Consider the following 17,974-nt stretch of genomic DNA (forward strand, 5'->3'; position numbering starts at 1 on the left):
CAAATAGTTAACTGAAATAGCGATGTGCTATTGCTAAAAGTCACAAAAAAAAGCCCGATGTTGAAAAGCATCGGGCTTTTTTATTTTTAGCGTTTGTTATCTTAACGTTTATGCACGCTTGGCTGTTTTTGAGAGCGGCCACGATTGTTTCCGCCGCCATTATTCGCCTTAGAAGCTTTACCGGAATTTCGATTGGCGGTATTACCGTTGGCTTGATCTTGCCTATTACCGCTACCTTGCTTATTGCCGTTTGTATTACGACGGCTTTTATTTACCGCGCTACCGTCTCGGCTTTTGCCTTTCCCGTTTTTACCCTGAAACGTGGGTGGAAGCCCGGTATGCTTAGTAAGCGCACGTTCACCGCGACGGCCTTTTTGTGCTTTCTGGCGTTTTTCGTCAGCGGTCTCTGGTGGCACAAGGTGCTGAGGACCACGGCCAATTAAGTCTTCACGTCCCATACGCGTAAGGGCTTCTCGAATTTGCGCAAAGTTTTTCGGGTCGTGATAACGCAACATAGCCTTATGTAGTCTACGGTGAATTTCACCTTTCGCTGACGGTACTTCTTCACTTTCTTTAGTCACCTTGCGAAGGGAATTCACTTCGGTGTGGTACATGGTTGTTGCCGTTGCCATTGGCGACGGATAAAAGTTTTGTACCTGATCGAGCTTAAACTTATTTTCCTTAAGCCAAATCGCAAGGCTTAGCATGTCTTCGTCTGTGGTACCCGGGTGCGACGCAATAAAGTAAGGAATCAGGTACTGCTTTTTACCTGCTTCTTGTGAGTACTTATCAAATAGTTCTTTAAAGCGGTAATAGCTGCCCATACCCGGCTTCATCATTTTCAAAAGCGGGCCGTCTTCGGTGTGCTCTGGTGCTATCTTCAAATAACCGCCTACGTGGTGAAGGGCTAGCTCTTTCACGTATTCTGGGTCTTCTACCGCTAAGTCATAACGCACGCCAGACGCAATCAAAATCTTTTTAATTCCAGGCAATTCGCGAGCACGGCGGTATAAGTCGATAGTTGGCTTATGGTCGGTATCCATATGTGCACATATGCTTGGGTACACGCAGGAAGGGCGACGACAAGTTGCTTCAGCCTTCGGGCTTTTACAACGAAGGCGATACATGTTCGCTGTCGGACCGCCTAAGTCTGAAATCACGCCAGTAAAGCCAGGTACCGTATCGCGTATTTGTTCAATTTCACGAATAATCGAATCTTCAGAACGACTTTGAATAATACGGCCTTCGTGTTCAGTAATAGAACAGAAGGTACAGCCGCCGTAGCACCCACGCATAATATTGATACTAAAGCGGATCATATCGTATGCAGGTATTTTGGCATCGCCATACACAGGGTGAGGCACACGCTGATATGGAAGATCAAACACTGCATCCATCTCTTCTGTCTCAAGCGGCATGGCGGGTGGGTTAATCCAAATGTGTCTGTCGCCGTGGCGCTGCATAAGTGCACGGGCGCAACCTGGATTCGTCTCTTGGTGCAAAATACGCGATGTATGGGCGTATAAGACCTTGTTATCTTTTACCGTTTCGTACGCTGGCAGCTTAACGTACACCTTCTCCCAAGGCTTACGCTTTTCTTTCTCTTTTTGCGCAGGCTGAATAACAATGGGCGATGCTTCTGGTGCTTCACTGCTTTTCGTATCTTTATCCTGCGAGTCGCACTCGGGCTCCATTTGATAGGGGCTTGGAATGGCGTCAATTTTACCGGGTCTATCTAGAGAGGTAGAGTCAACACCTTGCCATTCTGGTAAGGCTTCTTTAACGATGATTGCGGTACCGCGAATGTCGCGTAAATCGGCAATATCTTCACCTGCCGCCAAGCGATGGGTGACTTCAACAAGCGGGCGCTCGGCGTTACCGAAAAACAGCATGTCGGCTTTAGAGTCGAACAGTACTGAGCGGCGTACTTTTTCGCTCCAGTAATCGTAGTGCGCAATACGACGCAAGCTGGCTTCAATACCGCCCGCAATTACAGGTACGCCTTTAAATGCCTCGCGACAGCGCTGTGCATAAACAGTTACAGCACGGTCAGGACGCTTACCGCCTACATTGCCTGGCGTGTAGGCATCGTCGTGACGAAGCTTTTTGTCAGACGTATAGCGGTTGATCATAGAGTCCATGTTTCCGGCTGTTACGCCGAAATACAGGTTAGGCTTCCCCAACTTCATGAAGTCGTCTTTGCTCTTCCAATCTGGCTGAGAAATAATGCCAACGCGAAAACCATGGGCTTCGAGTACACGACCAATAACCGCCATACCGAAACTAGGATGATCGACATACGCATCGCCGGTTACCAAAATAACGTCACAGCTGTCCCAGCCAAGGGCATCCATTTCCTCTTTTGACATGGGAAGAAAAGGCGCAGTACCCAGGCAGTGTGGCCAATATTTAGGGTAAGAAAACAGACCGCGGTCGGCCTTAATGGTGGCTTGCATAGTAATCACATCTAAATAAATCAGGGAATTGCTGAACTCAAAATAGGCGTAAGCTCAGATTAAGTGCGTAATTATAGCAGTCTTAGCCAAGCTAAGGTATAGCACTGTCATTAAATAAAAGCGCTTTGTATACTGTCGTTAGTTAAAAAGATAATAGAGCACGTACGGCGTATTTTTATTTATAAACGCTTTAGTAAGTGCTCAAATATTAAGAGAATGAATAAAAACATGGCGTATTGGCTATTTAAAACAGAACCTGATGCATTTTCTATCGATGACTTGGCAAACCGTCCTGACCAAACTGAACCGTGGGATGGTGTAAGAAATTACCAGGCGCGTAACTTTTTACGTGACGGCGTAAAGCTAGGCGATAAGGTGTTTATTTACCATTCAAGCTGCAAGCTAGTGGGTATTGCCGGTGTTGCAGAAGTGGTGAAAGATGGGTACCCAGACACCACACAGTTTAACCCTGAGTCAAAATACTACGACCCTAAATCCAGCGAAGAGAACCCCCGATGGTATCGTGTCGATGTGAAGTTTGTAGAAAAGTTTTCCAATGTACTACCACTTTCTGTGATTAAAAGTATGGAAGGTATTGATGAGCTGCCTTTAGTTAAGAAAGGCGGAAGGTTATCAATAATGCCGGTACAAGAGGGCGAATGGCAGCACCTGTATGCTGCTGCCAAAAAATAAACCTAATGCTAAAACGGCGTGGCCCTCGCGCCCTATAAATTCGATAACGAGAAACATTCGAGCGCTAATTTTTTAGCAGTCAGCCTATTTAGCGAGTATACCTAGTTCGTGCCTCTTTCGAGTCGATCTAGCGTACTTATTCAACGAATAGTCACTACTTACCAAAGGCAAACTTAGTGTCAGCATCGCGCAGTAGGAACAGTGCAAAGCACGCACCCCACATAGGCCATGCGGCAAAAAACAGCAGGTGATTGAAGGCGTCTAGATATTGCGGGAAAGACGAAAGCGTAGAGCCGCCGTGAAGAATGAAAATAAGGCCGTAGGTATATTTTTTCGCAAGGCCTGCTAGAAATGCTAAAACCAGTGCTAGCTGTAATGCGCCCATGATGTAGACGGCCATTTCAGGTACTCCGCCTATACCGTAAAATTTTTCGAAAATAGCCATGCCGTGAGCTGGATTGACAAACTTATCTAAGGTCCAAACGAACATAACGATAAAAATAGTTACGCGAAGAGAAAGTAGTGACCACTCGAGTCGGTTTTGAATATCTGTGTTGTTTTGCATACATGCTCCAAAAGTATAATAGTGCAAGCATACTAGAACGACCGTTCAAAATAAAAATTTCAACTAATTTTATGTTTTCTAAAATTTTTTAAAAATTAAATGTACTGAAATTTTTTGTGACACGTATCGGTCTAGTCGAATAATAAATAAAAATACGGAATCGTTAATGAAAAGAATAATCGGCCTAGCCGTTAGCACACTCGCGCTTGCCATCAGTCAGTCGTTAGCTGCCCAGCAAGTATCAGATATTGAAGTCGTAGAAGTAACAGGCAATCAACAAAGCGTAAACACGCAAAACCCGGGCGACAATACGTTAAGAGGGTTATTTGGTAGCGGTTTAAGTGCAGCAGAAACCCCTCGTGCAGTAACGTCATTGTCGGCAGAAGCGATAGAAGCGCTTAACATTAATGATTTACACGATATCGTAAAGGCAGCCCCTAATGCCTACGCTGCAAGCGGCTTCGGTACACCCAGCTTGCCAAGTATTCGCGGTCAGTTAGGCGAACTTTTTCAAGACGGCGTGCGTCGTCAGGCTGGTAATAATGGTTTTGGGTTGCCGTTATCTTTTAACAGCATAGAGCAAATTGACGTAGTGAAAGGGCCTTCTCCCGTATTGTTTGGTAGTACGCAGCGCAATGGTGGCTTTGTTAACCTTCAAACTAAGGTTGCGCCAACCACAGAAAGCAAGGGTAAAGTTACCCTTCGCGCCGGGCGTTGGGATCAGTATTCAGCCCAAGTAGATTACGGCACAGCAATAGAAGAAGGGAAAAGCGGCATTCGCTTCAGTGCTGAGTATCTAGATCACGGCAGCTTCTATGATTTTGCTGAGCGCGATAGTACAAACCTATTTGTTGCATATCGCTATATACCGAGCGACGCACTCACTTGGGATATCAGCGCTGAATATTACAACACAGACTATCCAGACAACGCAGGTATAAACCGCCCAACGCAAGACCTTATCGACAACGGTATTTATATTACTGGGCAAGGCACTCAGCCTAATGGTAGTTCAGTTCCGGGCGCTGGATCCATTATTTCACCAACCGGTGAAGTGGTTATTCCCCGCAATCGCGTATTTACTAACCCTGACGACATCAATGGTGCTGAAACCACAGTTATTCGCAGCAATGTAGAATACAAAGTGGCTGATAACGTGGCGCTTCGCAACATGACTTATTATCAGTATCTTGAACGTGAGGAAATTGCGCAAAATAGCTTTGTAGAGATTATTGACGGCGCAGATACGTTTGAAAATCGCACTGAAGTGGATTACCAGTGGAACGATAACCAACTTACTACCGTAGGCTTAGCGCTTCGCTATAACGACGTGCTGGGCTATAGCCAGTTTACCACAGAGGCCGACAATCCGATTGACTTAACCGGGCCTATTTCAAACCGCGTTATTCCGCTTACCGACGCGCAAAAAGCGCGTTTAGTCGAGTTACGTCCTGGTGTATTCGTATCTCCGGGGGCTCAGTATGATTTGGACGGGGATGGAAGCGGCGATTTCAACCTGTCAGACACCACTGATTCCACAACATGGCAAACAGGGTTGGCACTGCAGCAACGTTCTACATGGACAGACAAATTCTCAACCATTGCCGGCGTTAGAATAGATTATTACGATGTTGAAGCCCGTGACCCTCTAGCGCCTGAGGGAGTAACGGCCGCGTCTGATACCTATAGCGATACGTTAACTAGCTATCAGTTAAGCGCGGTTTACAAACTAACCAGTGACATCAACTTATATGCTGCGTTTTCCGAAAACGATGCTACATCAAACAGTATGGCGGGTGGCACAGTATTGGGCGGTAATAATGAAATTAACCCGCTTAATTTTGCTACCGAAAATACTCTGTACGAAGCAGGGGTAAAATACGCGCCAAACAGCAAATGGTACGCTGAAGCGGCAGTGTTCGAACAAACCCGTAGCTTACGCAACCGCGATGGCAGCAATAGCGGCGTGAAAACCAAAGGGTTTGAATTGCAAATGTTTTACCAAGGCGACGACGTATGGGTTAATGCGGCCTACAGTTATTTAGACGCGCGTTTTGATGACTCTGCAGCGTTCCAAGGTACGGCGCAGGTCATAGATGCGTTTGATAACAGTCGTCCAGATATTATTGAGGGCACGGGAGTGGGATCGCCATCGTTTGCTGCGTTCCCTGCATCGAACAGCCGAGTGCAAGGTATTCCACCGCAAATAGCATCTATTAATGCTGGCTGGCAGGTTACTGATGATGTTCAGCTTGGTGCGAGTGCTTTATACACCAAGTCTTTCCCGTTAGACTTTTTACAGACCGTGCATATTCGCGATCAGTACACTATAGACTTAAATGCTGATTACCGAGTTAGCGATGATCTTCGTTTACGCTTAGATGTTATTAACGTGACTGATGAAGAAAACTGGCAGCCGCTTTTTGAAGGCGGATATTTTGGTGCGACTTTAATTATGCCAAACGTGCCTCGTCACGCTCAAGTTACCATGCAATACGCGTTTTAAGCGCTAAGGATTTTTATGTTTAAGAAAATAGCGCTTTTAGGGGTTATCGTCGCCGCTATATTTAGCTTTTTCTATTTTGATTTGAATAGCTATCTAACCCTTCAAGGCATGAAGGACTCACTGGGAACGTTTCAAGCGCAAATAGAAGAAAACCCCGTATTAAGCATTGGCGTGTTCTTCGCAATCTACGTGGCCGTTACCGCACTGTCGCTGCCAGGTGCAGCAATTTTAACCTTAGCTGCAGGCGCACTGTTTGGGCTTGCTCAGGGCTTAGTTATAGTGTCGTTCGCATCAAGTGTTGGTGCTACGTTAGCTTTTTTAGTCGCGCGCTTCATTTTAAGAGATACCGTACGCAACAAGTTTAAAGAAAAGCTTAAAAAGATAGATGAGGGCGTAGAGAAACAAGGTGCGTTTTACTTGTTCACGCTGCGTTTAGTACCGGTATTTCCGTTCTTTTTAATCAACCTGTTAATGGGGCTGACGTCACTTAAAACCTGGACATTTTACTGGGTAAGCCAGATAGGCATGCTTGCTGGCACCGCTGTTTATGTAAACGCAGGGACGCAGCTTGCGCAAATTGACAGCCTGTCAGGCATCGTATCGCCTGGACTTATCTTTTCATTTGTTCTGCTGGGTATATTCCCTTGGATAGCTAAAGGCATTGTGGCAATAGTGAATCGCCGCCGCGTCTATAAAGGCTACAAGAAACCAAAGAAATTTGACCGTAACCTAGTTGTGATCGGCGCCGGTGCAGGTGGGTTAGTTACCAGCTATATCGCCGCAGCGGTGAAAGCAAAAGTCACGCTAGTAGAAGCAGGGGAAATGGGCGGCGATTGTCTTAATTACGGCTGCGTACCGAGCAAAGCTATTATAAAAACGGCGAAAGTAGCACACCAAATGCGCCATGCCGATAACTATGGTTTAGAGCCTGTAACACCTGCTATGTCGTTTAAAAAAGTGATGGCCCGTGTGCATGAAGTCATTGCGGCTATTGCGCCCAACGACAGTGTAGAGCGTTACACCAGTTTGGGCGTTGATGTAGTGAAAGGCTATGCGAAGATCATTGACCCCTGGACAGTAGAGATTAAAAAGAATGATGGCGGCACCCAAACGCTAACTACTAAAAACATTGTTGTTGCCACAGGGGCAGCGCCTTTTGTTCCGGACCTGCCTGGTATTGAACAAAGCGTTTATGTCACTTCTGATACCTTATGGACTAAGTTTGCTGACCTTGAAGAAGCGCCAAAGCGCTTAATAGTGTTGGGTGGTGGGCCTATTGGCTGTGAGCTAGCGCAGGCCTTTGCTCGCTTGGGTAGTGAGGTTACGCAAGTTGAACGTGCACCCCGTTTAATGGGCCGCGAGGATGCGGATGTAGCCGAATATTCTGAATCTGTACTGCGAGAGAGCGGAGTGAATGTTTTGACATCTCATGACGCACTGCGCTTTGAAACGAAAGATGGTGAAAAAGTATTAGTGGTAGCTAAAGAAGGTGTTGAGTCTACTATCGCTTATGACGAAGTGATTGTGGCGGTTGGTCGAAAAGCGCGCCTTAATGGGTTTGGTCTTGAAGATTTGGGAATTCAGTTCGATAGAACCATAGAAACCGATGAATACTTGCAAACCCTTATGCCAAACATCTTTGCAGCAGGTGATGTGGTAGGGCCTTATCAGTTTACCCACGTAGCCTCGCATCAGGCGTGGTATGCAGCGGTTAACGCACTGTTCGGCACATTTAAGAAGTTTAAAGTAGATTATCGCGTTATTCCTTGGACAACCTTTATCGACCCTGAAGTGGCGAGGGTAGGTCTTAGTGAGCGAGATGCCGCAGAACAAGAGATTGATGTAGAAGTAACGCGCTACGAATTTGCAGAGCTCGATCGTGCGGTAGCCGAGAGTGCACGTAAGGGTTTCATTAAGGTGCTTACACCGCCGGGTAAAGACAAAATATTGGGCGTTACTATTGTTTCTGAGCACGCTGGTGATTTACTTGCTGAGTTTGTTATTGCCATGAAACACGATCTAGGGTTAAACAAAATTCTTGGCACTATCCACGCCTACCCAACATGGGCAGAAGGTGCGAAATACGCAGCGGGGAACTGGAAGCGCGCTAATGCTCCTGAAAAACTTTTAAGCTACGTTGAGAAATTCCACACATGGCGCAGAGGGTAATAGAAGTGAAAACTACTCAATCGTCTTTCATGTGTAAAGTCGCCCGTTTATCACGTAGTAGTAAAGTGTTACGTGGTGTAGCAGTAGGCAGCGTAGCGCTGTTTGCTGCAAGCGTAAGTTTCTATGCTAGCGCTGAAGCGGGTCTACATAGCACGTTCGATAATTTATTAAGTAAGTATGTAACGCCGATTTCAAATGGCGCAAGTACACAGGTTAATTACGATGGCTTTAAAAAAGAGCAAACTAGGCTTAACGAGTATTTAGCGCGATTGGCTAAGGTTGAGCAAAGTACATTCGATTCATGGAATAAGGACAAACAGCTCGCTTTTCTTATTAACGCATACAACGCCTACACCATCGAACTTATTTTAACTGAGTACCCAAGTATCGACTCGATTCGTGATTTAGGCGGTTTCTTTTCCTCGCCTTGGAAAAAAGAAATAGCGCCACTGCTAGGCGAAACCCGTACGTTAGATGAAATTGAACACGAACTTATTCGCGGTACAAACCAAACTACAAAAACCTATAACGAGCCTCGCATTCATTTCGCGGTGAATTGCGCTAGCATAGGTTGCCCTGCGCTTCGTGAAGAGGCTTACACAGGGGATAAACTTAATTCACAGTTAGAGGCGCAAACAAGGCGATTTTTGGCTGACACCTCTCGCAACAAAATGAGCGATGACACACTGTATTTATCAAAAATATTTGATTGGTACAGAGAGGATTTTGAAGGTAAAAACGGCGAGTGGCGCGGCACGTCAACGCTTGATGAGTTTATCTTGCTGTATAAAGACGCAATGCAGTTAACTGAAGCGCAAGTTTCAGCGTTAAAAAATAACACTGCTGATATTGAATACCTTAACTATGACTGGGCGCTTAATGCGGCACAGTAGCGCTAACGCTAACGCTAACGCTAGAGCTCTGAATGCTTCCCAAATGAATTCAGGGTGGCAAGCTGCGGCACAGTTAAGTACAAATAGACCCTTGTTTACCCCCATGCAGGTATTCTTTTTTACCTGCATGGTTATATTTTCCGTATTTGTTGTAGCCCAGGCCGCGGTGGGCAGCGCCAGCGATGAAGCAGCCAGCGAAAAACCGCCTCTTGTGCGATTTCATGCCTGGGGTGGTAGCGCCCAGGTCAATGGCTACCTTCAGTGGGTAGCCGAGCAAGTTAAATCACGTTTTAACATAGAACTACAACATGTGAAGCTGGCCGACACCAGTGATGCAGTTTCTCGAGTGCTTGCAGAAAAGGCGGCAGGAAACCACAAAAACGGGAGTGTAGACCTTATATGGATAAACGGCGAAAATTTCGCTGCGATGAAAAAGCACGACCTGCTAAGTACTTCGTGGGTCGGAGAACTTGACAATTTTAGCCTAACCAACCCAGATCAAAACCCCGCTGTAACAACAGACTTCGGTGAGCCAACATTAGGAATGGAGGCGCCTTGGGGCAAAGCGTCTATGGTTTTTTACTACCGTAGCGCACACTTAAATACGCTAGGGCTTATGGCGCCGAAAACCATTGAAGAGCTTCTACGATTTAGCCAAAAATCCCCAGGTAGGTTTACTTATCCAGTACCGAGCGATTATTTAGGTATTAGTTTTATTAAGTATGCAGCGCTTGCACTTAATAAAGATAAGTTAAGCCTTTTTTATCAGCCAGCGAATGATGAATCGCTCAATGCGGTTTTACCTAGTTTGTGGACGTATCTTGATGCGCTGCATCCTACTATGTGGCAACAGGGTAAGCACATGTTACGTCAAGCCTCCCAATTACAACGTTTGGTGGGTACAGGTGAGCTTTCAATGGCTTTCTCTTTTACCGCTTCAGAAATTCCTTCGGCGGTAACGCGTTTCGATTTACCTGGCGATGTTCGTACTTATGTTATGCAAGACGGTAGCCTGGCAAACGTTCACTTTGTAGGCCTTACTTATAACTCAAAAAACAAAGCGGCGGCCAAAACGGTGGTTAACTTTCTGCTCTCTCCACAGGCACAAGCTAAAAAACAGAAGGTAGAAGTGTGGGGCGACGACACCGTGCTTGATATTGAAAGCCTTTCAGAGTTAGACCAAGCGCTTTTCGTAGAAGATAATATTCACCCATCAGCGTTAGATAAATCGCAAGCAACGATCCTGCTGGCTGAACCTCATGCAAGCTGGACCGATGCGCTGCGTGAGGCATGGTACGAACGCTATGGAGCGCGTTATTGATGTTCGCTCAATTTACGCGTGTTGCACGCTGGTGCTTATTACTTTTACTGTGCATTCCTGTTTTGGCAGGGTTGGTTGGCGTGGCATTTCCTGCGTTAGGCTATTTTCCTGCCATAGGCGCCAACAGCTTTTCACTAGACGTTTTTAGAGCGCTATTTGCTCTTGATGATATTTGGCAGATGGTGTGGCTTTCACTTTTTACTGGGATGGGGTCAACATTGCTGGCGGTAGCTGGCGCGTTTTTATTACTAGCTTCATTTTATCAATCGAATTGGCTAAACAAAATTCAAGGTTTATTAAGTCCGTTTCTTGTTTTTCCACACGCCGCAGCAGCCATTGCCTTGCTATTTGTATTCAGCCCGTCAGGCATATTTGCGCGAATAACAGCGCTAGGAACCAATACGGTTATTCCTGGTAGTAGCGACGCTTTTTTCCCATACGACACTTTTTTTCCCTATGATCCTGCGGGGCTAAGCGTACTGCTGGCGTTAAGTTTAAAAGAGCTACCGTTCATTCTCTTAATGGCGTTAAGCGTAATGTCGCAGCCATTAGTGAAAAGTAAGCTTTCTGGCTATATCAAAGTGGGCACAGCGCTTGGCTATTCGCCCGTGGCAACCTTTTTTAAGCTTGTGATGCCCACTGTCTTCGTACAAATCAGATTACCTATATTAGCAGTGTTGGTCTTTGCCACCTCTAACGTGGAAATTCCGCTCATATTAGGAGGGAATAACCCCAGCACTTTGGCCGTAGCCATTATGCATTGGTTTAATCATATCGATTTATCTATGCGCCTATTGGCAAGCAGTGCTGCCGTGCTTCAGGTTGCCGTTAGTGGTTTGGCGTTACTTCTGCTGTTAGGTGTCGAGCGTGTAGTGATATATGTGGGAAGGAAAAGGCTTGCAAAAGGGAACCGGCGATTTTTTGATAGGCTTGTGCAAGGCGCCGCTTATAGCACTGTAGCGCTATACATTGCTTTGATTGGCGCAGTGGTTTATTCGGTACTTATGTACTCAATCGCTAAGCAGTGGTATTACCCTGATTTATTGCCAGAAGGTGCCACACTATTGCATTGGCGAACAGCACTTGAAACCCTTGCGACGCCACTTTCCAATAGTTTATTGCTAGGAATATTGGTAAGCACCTCAGCATTGGGGTTAGTACTATTTACACTGGAAAGTGAGCTGCTTAAACCCGCAGGTATCAATGCTAACAGGGCGTTTTCTATCTCGTTATTTTTGCCGCTATTGGTCCCTGGTGTGGCTTTTTTATATGGCCTAGTTTGGTTCCAGCAGCTAGTGCTGCAAGACGCTGTTTGGTTTCATACTTATATTGCTCATATGGTTTATGTGGTGCCCTACGTGTTTTTGTCTATGGCGGTAGCCTATCGCAAATTCGATATTCGCTACGCAATGGTTGCACAAAGCCTAGGCAAAACGCCTAGGCAAGTGTTCTTCCATATTAAATTACCATCCCTGTTTTCAGCTATTATGGTGGCGTGGGCGCTGGGGCTTGCTATAAGTTTCAGCCAGTACTTGCCCACGTTATTGGCCTCCGGGGGCACTATTGCCACTATTACTACAGAAGCCGTGGCTTCAGTGTCGGGAAGCAGTACGCGCTTAACGGCGGTATTCGTTATTATCCAAGCGATTATGCCTTTAGTTGGCTTTGTGATGGCGTGGTATTTACCCGCCATGTTAGTTAAGCCAGGCAGTAAAGTACGTACTTCAGAGAAAAAGAGTAGAGCAGTATTACATGGCGCTTAGTTTAGAAAACCTAGTGGTTTCTCATGCACAAAACACACTATTAAAAGTGAATGTATGTGTGAAAGACGGAGAAATTTTAACGGTAATGGGGCCAAGTGGCGCCGGAAAGTCTACTTTGCTGCAGGCAATTACCGGCCAACTTCATGGGCCGTTTAGTTTTAGCGGTATCATTAAAATTAACGGTGTTGTAGTAAACGATAAAGCCGCTCATTTACGTAAAGTAGGCATTATGTTTCAAGATGCCTTGTTATTTGAGCACATGACGGTTGTAGAAAATATTGCCTTTGCCATGCCTAAAGACAGTCACACAAATCGAAAAGCAAAAATAGAGGCTATCGAAGAAATGCTTAGCGCTGTCGACTTAGCAGGCATAGGGGAGCGTGCAGTCACTTCATTATCAGGCGGGCAGCAATCCCGTGTTTCTCTACTAAGAACGCTCGCTTCGCAACCTGACGTCGTATTGTTAGATGAGCCATTTAGTAAGCTAGATTTCGCCCTTCGTGAGCAAATTCGAAGCTGGACATTTAAGCAGCTTAAAGCGCGAAATATTCCTGCGGTACTTGTAACACACGACAAAGAGGACGCCCTTGCTGCCGGCGGTCAAATAATAGAGTTATTACCATGCTAGATGCGAAAATTACCCCCTTTATTAAACCGCTATTAAAGCCTTTGATCACATCACTGAATGCAAGAGGCATCAGCCCGAATCAAGTTACCGTGGCAGGCTTTGTTTTGGGTATTCTTGCCGTCCCCTTTATTATTCTTAACTGGTGGGGAATGGCACTTAGCTGCATTATACTTAACAGGGTATTTGATGGTATTGACGGTGAGTTAGCACGCTATCAACAAAGTAGCAGCAGTGCAGGTGGGTTTCTTGATATATGCCTAGACTTTTTGTTTTATGCATCTATTCCGTTAGCATTTGGTATTGCTGACCCTAACAGCTGGGGCATACCAGCAATGGTGCTACTTGCCACATTTATCGGTACGGGCAGTAGCTTTTTGGCTTTTGCCATTGCAGCTGAAAAATTTCATATCGACAGACCCCAGTTCGCTAACAAGAGCTTTTACTATATGCAGGGGTTAACCGAGGGCACAGAAACGATTCTTGTGTTTCTTGCTTTTTGCATCTGGCCTGAACATTTTGCTGTACTAGCATATATTTTTGCCGCTGCTTGTGCCGTAACGGTGGTCACTCGAATTGCGGGTGGGTTTAGCACCTTAAATAAAGTAGAAGTAGAACAAAGACAGTGTTCGACACATGATAAGATTTAGGGCGTTAAAACTGATAAGGGGTAGGCAGCACAACTGCGCCTTTTCTATGTGCAAAGCGTAATTAGTCGTTAGGAAGTAAACATGAAATTGAATCGAAAAGAGAGCTGTAGTGGATAATGCGTCTGTTATTCGCCTAAGTGTATTTCTTGGTATCTTTGCCTTTATGGCAGTACTGGAAGCCATGTTTCCAGCGCGTAGTGCTGTACTAGATAGAAAAACACGCTGGATAGGAAACCTTTCCATGGTGGTAATGGGCGCACTTGTATCGAGAGTTTTACTTCCTGCAACCTTAGTAGGCGTGTCGATATGGACTCAGCAAGAGGGCGTTGGACTGTTTAACCTAGCGTCAGGTCAAGCCGACAGTACTTTGTCGTCCCCAGAACCAACGAATAATACTCAAAACGGCAACGCTCTATTTGTTGGTATAGTGGTAGTAAGTGTACTGCTGCTGGATATGCTTATTTACTGGCAGCACCGATTGTTTCATACGGTGCCACTTTTATGGCGTTTTCACAAAATGCATCACGCCGACAGCCATGTCGATACCACTACAGGTCTTAGATTTCACCCCGTGGAAATTGGTATTAGCCTAGGCGTAAAAGCTTTGGCAGTAGCGATACTAGGCATACCAGCCATTGCTATTGTTGTTTTTGAAGTGGCGCTTAACGGGTTTGCGCTATTTAACCACGCGAACATTCGATTGCCGCAAAAGTGGGATGACAGAGTGGGCTGGGTGCTCATTACCCAGCGTTTGCATCGTATACATCATAGCCAAGCAAAGGTAGAGTCAAATTCTAACTATGGCTTTAGTGTATCTTGGTGGGACAGGCTTTTTAAAAGCTTTACCCCTAGAGCGAAGCAAAGCGACGAAACACTTTCCATAGGTCAACAGGATGTACCTGCGATAAAAGAAAATGCTTCAATTCGCGCCTTGCTACTGCAACCTTTTAAAAGCAATTAGTTAGCAAAAAAAGTTGTCGATTGATGATAGCTATACGCTTTTATGCCCAAGAAAGGCTTAGCTACAGCCAAGTCGCATAGCTAGCTTGCCGAGCCTTCCTTCAATGGTTTCCTCACTTTCATCGGGTAATACTGGCATAATATCTAACCCGGTTCTCGATTCTACTTCATCAATGGTAACTTGCGTTGCGCAGTAATCATCGCGGCGAGAGGCGTTTTGCTGCATGATAAACGCAGAGGCTTCCACCAAACCGTCAACTTCACTTACGACAACTTTAAAGTAACCGCTAGGGATACTATGCAGCTCATCGGCACCGGGCAACGCAGCGAAAAACGTTTCGTAAAGTGGGCCTGAAACCACATAAACATCTTGCCCTGTTCTCACAAGGCTGCGCACAGCATTTTCTAATCTAACCCATGGACCTTGATTTAAGTCGGAGTCTTGTGGGGTAATGTTTGAAAGATAGTTGAGCTCACGCCAGTCTGGTGAGTTGCTAAAAGAGGCTAGGGGGACTTGATGCCCTCTATCTGTGCCTATATTTCGCCATGCACCTTTGTAATCGTTAGGTTCCAGCGTACTCTCATCGTCAAGTTCAGGGTCAGCTTTCCAGTTTCTGCTTCGCGAAGGACCGTCGATGGTGTCAGGCGTTACGTGATAAGCCACCCAGTTGGCAAACTTTGTTTGCGGATTGTTGTTTAACGTATAAATAGAGCGAGTGATAGTTTGCCCGCCTAAGCCAATAGGGCAGCTAAATACACAGTTTTCAGCAAATGTAGCAAACGAAAATAACGCAAGAGATACCGCTAACATTCTCTTCATAGATTTTTACAGCCCATATTTTCTTATGTAGTTATGTCTCACTAAGTACTTGTTTCAAATACATGGAGCAAAGTGCCTGTACTAAAGTACAGGCTTTATAAGAAAAGAATAGTACGTAAATAACGGTTTTAAAAAAAGAAGAATGGCGAAAAAAAGTGGGTAATAAATACAAGGTCAGTATTTGTGAGTTCCCTCTTTGATAGGAGAAATTTTCCGTTAGGAAGTTTAATTGAAAAGCGAGTAGAAGAAGTAGGGCTAATTACATCACGCTGAGCGCTTGCATAACTAAATACCCAGTACCTAGCTGCAGCAAAATGCCAATAGACAAAAACACACCATCGCGGTTAGTCATTCCTAAAGCAGTAATACAAAGGGCGAAAGCAGGAAGGGCAACGGCAAAAGGAAGTGCTTCTAACGGGATCATGCAAAGTGCTGCAAGCGCACAATATCCAGCGATAATATTCTTTACCGGCGTATCTGATAAAAATGTGATACGGGGTTTAAGTAGCTTTTCGAACTTTTTAGCGTAAGGTTTAGCAGTATCTATGGCGCTTTCCAATTTATCCGAGCTTACCTCTTTTTTGGTAAGCGCCTCTGGTAGCCATGGGCTTTTCTTGCCCACAGCAGCTTGTATACAAATAAAAAATAGCGTTAAACCACATAATGTGGGTACGCCTGGAATGGCGCCAGTAGGGAGCAAAGCAATGAGTGCAGGCACTAAGAGGAGGGGCCCAAAACCACGACCTTCAAAGCGTTCGACAATTTTACCTAGTGACGTCTTTTCGCTTTCCTCATCATACATTTCATCTAACAGCTCAACTATCGAGTCGGTCATTATTTACGCTTAGTCCTTTTTGCAGTGCCTATCTTCCTATTTAGTTACGCGCACACCTTAAATAAGTTTAATAAACTATTTGTTAAGTTTTTCACACTTTCTGGCTATGCAACGTTTTACAGTTGCTGAAGTGCTGCTATTTTTAAAGTGCATTTACTATCGGGAAAGACCTTGAATAAAGACGAAGTCATATCTTTTTTTCGCCAAATACCATCAAGCATATTGTTTAAATGTGCGGGTAGTTCTGATATTTATGCTAGCCAGTATTTTGAAAAATGTTTTGGAATAATCGACTTACAGAAATCGGAAAGTCGTTTATTTACGTTCTTTGACCAAAATTCGAAAGAAGAAGTGTCAGTAGGAGATGACCCTTTCTCTCTTATCGAATCTGGCGTGGAGGTCAACGATTTCTTTCGACTTCAAACAAGCTCTAGAACCATGAATTGTTTTGTTGATGGCAATATTGTTTCTACCACTACGGACAATTGGGTTGTTCTTAATATCAAAACCGATATGACAGCGCTTCTAGATCTTGGACAAAAAGACTCAAAAATTAATCAGCATATTACTTTTAACCAGCTTCTTACTAATTTCTCTTCCAAGTTAATCAATGCCAACGTTAGCGAGCTTGATAGTATTATCGATCAAGCACTCGCCGCATTCGGCGAGTTTTGCGACGTAGATCGATGTTACTTGTTTGAATTCAGCGACGATGGCGAATTAATGTCAAATACCCATGAGTGGGTTGCGGCGGGAGTTATTCCCTACATCAGTGAGCTGCAAAATATTCCAACTGATTCCATGCCGTTTTTTATGAGCCATATTTCTAATGGGTTGTTTAAGGTCGATGATGTTTCAGCGCTTCCAGAGTCCGCGTCTTTGGAAAAAGCTAGTTTTGAAGAGCAGCGAATCTACTCTCTTCTTTGCTCACGTATTATGGTTGACGGAAAAATGTATGGTTTTATCGGGTGCGATATTATCGGCGCCCCTTATTCATGGAAAGCGTTCGATATTGAGTATTTGCGTCGTATAGGTGAAATGCTTGGTAATACACTTCAAAATTTGCACAACCGAAAAGCGTTACAAAAAATGCAAATTGAGCTTCTTGAAGCGAATAAGCAGTTAGAACGCTTAGCAAATATCGACGGATTAACGGGGCTTGCGAATAGGCGCTTATTTGATGCAACGATAAAATCCGATATCGTGCGCTGTAAAGAAGCTGATATTCCCATTAGTTTATTGTTGATAGACGTGGATTATTTTAAACAATATAACGACTACTACGGGCACGTTGCTGGCGACAACGTACTGAAAAGAGTAGCAGAGACGCTTTCTAACAGTTGTTTGGGTAACGACGATTTAGTAGCGCGCTACGGTGGGGAAGAGTTTGCTATTATCCTGCCGAGCACAGATAGTGACGCCTTAGAATGTATTGCCGCTAGAATTCTTCGCAATGTGTCGCAGCTATCAATAGCCCATGAAAAATCAAAAATTAAAGGCACCCTTACGGTCAGTATTGGTATGGCTTGTTTTAATAGCGGTCAATCAACAAAAAAGAAGAGTGTAGAAAAAGAATACTATAATGCTACCTCATTCATCGAAGACGTTGATTCTGCGCTTTATCGCGCCAAAAATTCAGGTAGAAATTGCGCAACGTTTTAATTGCGCCGTCGCGCATAAATGTAAGCGTGAAGCACCTGCACCCATAGTTTAGCTAC

General features: G+C 44.9%; 14 protein-coding genes. 10 read left to right on the forward strand and 4 right to left on the reverse strand.

From position 1 onward, the window contains the following. Positions 1-101: 101 nt before the first annotated feature. The gene (locus tag ACXAGK_RS10265; protein WP_474856145.1) at positions 102-2,456 is read right to left on the reverse strand and encodes a YgiQ family radical SAM protein; all 2,355 of its coding nucleotides are present in this window, start codon (positions 2,454-2,456) and stop codon (positions 102-104) included. A 228-nt stretch (positions 2,457-2,684) separates the two neighbouring features. Between ACXAGK_RS10265 and ACXAGK_RS10270 the strand changes: the two genes are divergently transcribed. After that, positions 2,685-3,149 (forward strand): EVE domain-containing protein, encoded by a 465-nt coding sequence (locus ACXAGK_RS10270; RefSeq protein WP_474856147.1) that lies wholly within the window; start codon positions 2,685-2,687, stop codon positions 3,147-3,149. A 154-nt stretch (positions 3,150-3,303) separates the two neighbouring features. Here ACXAGK_RS10270 and ACXAGK_RS10275 read toward each other — a convergent pair whose 3' ends face one another. After that, positions 3,304-3,714 carry a hypothetical protein gene (locus ACXAGK_RS10275; RefSeq protein WP_474856149.1) on the reverse strand — a complete coding sequence of 137 codons (411 nt, stop codon included), beginning with the start codon at positions 3,712-3,714 and terminating at the stop codon, positions 3,304-3,306. A gap of 166 nt (positions 3,715-3,880) precedes the next feature. Between ACXAGK_RS10275 and ACXAGK_RS10280 the strand changes: the two genes are divergently transcribed. The 8 genes from ACXAGK_RS10280 (at position 3,881) to ACXAGK_RS10315 (ending at position 14,602) form a co-directional block, all read left to right on the forward strand. After that, positions 3,881-6,220: a TonB-dependent receptor gene (locus ACXAGK_RS10280; protein WP_474856152.1), complete on the forward strand. Its 2,340-nt coding sequence runs from the start codon at positions 3,881-3,883 to the stop codon at positions 6,218-6,220. A gap of 15 nt (positions 6,221-6,235) precedes the next feature. Continuing rightward, the gene (locus tag ACXAGK_RS10285; protein ID WP_474856154.1) at positions 6,236-8,389 is read left to right on the forward strand and encodes an FAD-dependent oxidoreductase; all 2,154 of its coding nucleotides are present in this window, start codon (positions 6,236-6,238) and stop codon (positions 8,387-8,389) included. Positions 8,390-8,418: 29 nt separating this feature from the next. Then, the gene (locus ACXAGK_RS10290; RefSeq protein WP_474856399.1) at positions 8,419-9,282 is read left to right on the forward strand and encodes a DUF547 domain-containing protein; all 864 of its coding nucleotides are present in this window, start codon (positions 8,419-8,421) and stop codon (positions 9,280-9,282) included. Beyond that, positions 9,269-10,603 (forward strand): ABC transporter substrate-binding protein, encoded by a 1,335-nt coding sequence (locus ACXAGK_RS10295; protein WP_474856156.1) that lies wholly within the window; start codon positions 9,269-9,271, stop codon positions 10,601-10,603. Before ACXAGK_RS10290 ends, ACXAGK_RS10295 begins: the two co-directional genes overlap by 14 nt. Beyond that, entirely contained in the window at positions 10,603-12,366 is a 1,764-nt protein-coding gene (locus ACXAGK_RS10300) for an ABC transporter permease (protein ID WP_474856158.1), read from the forward strand. Before ACXAGK_RS10295 ends, ACXAGK_RS10300 begins: the two co-directional genes overlap by 1 nt. Further along, a complete protein-coding gene (locus ACXAGK_RS10305) occupies positions 12,356-12,994 on the forward strand; it encodes an ATP-binding cassette domain-containing protein (RefSeq protein ID WP_474856160.1) in 639 nt (212 codons plus the stop codon). The genes ACXAGK_RS10300 and ACXAGK_RS10305 overlap by 11 nt, the downstream gene beginning before the upstream one ends. After that, on the forward strand, positions 12,988-13,641 hold the full coding sequence (locus ACXAGK_RS10310; RefSeq protein ID WP_474856162.1) for a CDP-alcohol phosphatidyltransferase family protein: 654 nt from the start codon (positions 12,988-12,990) through the stop codon (positions 13,639-13,641). The genes ACXAGK_RS10305 and ACXAGK_RS10310 overlap by 7 nt, the downstream gene beginning before the upstream one ends. Positions 13,642-13,750: 109 nt before the next feature. After that, positions 13,751-14,602 carry a sterol desaturase family protein gene (locus ACXAGK_RS10315; protein ID WP_474856164.1) on the forward strand — a complete coding sequence of 284 codons (852 nt, stop codon included), beginning with the start codon at positions 13,751-13,753 and terminating at the stop codon, positions 14,600-14,602. Positions 14,603-14,659: 57 nt separating this feature from the next. On the opposite strand, the gene ACXAGK_RS10320 is transcribed toward ACXAGK_RS10315, so the two are convergent. Both ACXAGK_RS10320 and ACXAGK_RS10325 read right to left on the reverse strand, forming a co-directional pair. Then, complete coding sequence (locus ACXAGK_RS10320; RefSeq protein ID WP_474856166.1) at positions 14,660-15,421, reverse strand: DNA/RNA non-specific endonuclease; 762 nt, start codon at positions 15,419-15,421, stop codon at positions 14,660-14,662. Between the two features lie 259 nt (positions 15,422-15,680). After that, a complete protein-coding gene (locus tag ACXAGK_RS10325) occupies positions 15,681-16,256 on the reverse strand; it encodes an exopolysaccharide biosynthesis protein (protein WP_474856168.1) in 576 nt (191 codons plus the stop codon). 171 nt (positions 16,257-16,427) lie between these two features. On the opposite strand from ACXAGK_RS10325, the gene ACXAGK_RS10330 reads away from it, so the two are divergent. Further along, positions 16,428-17,918 (forward strand): sensor domain-containing diguanylate cyclase, encoded by a 1,491-nt coding sequence (locus tag ACXAGK_RS10330; protein WP_474856170.1) that lies wholly within the window; start codon positions 16,428-16,430, stop codon positions 17,916-17,918. Positions 17,919-17,974 lie beyond the last annotated feature (56 nt).

The sequence above is a fragment of the Alteromonas sp. ABM1_013 genome (genome assembly GCF_056160505.1).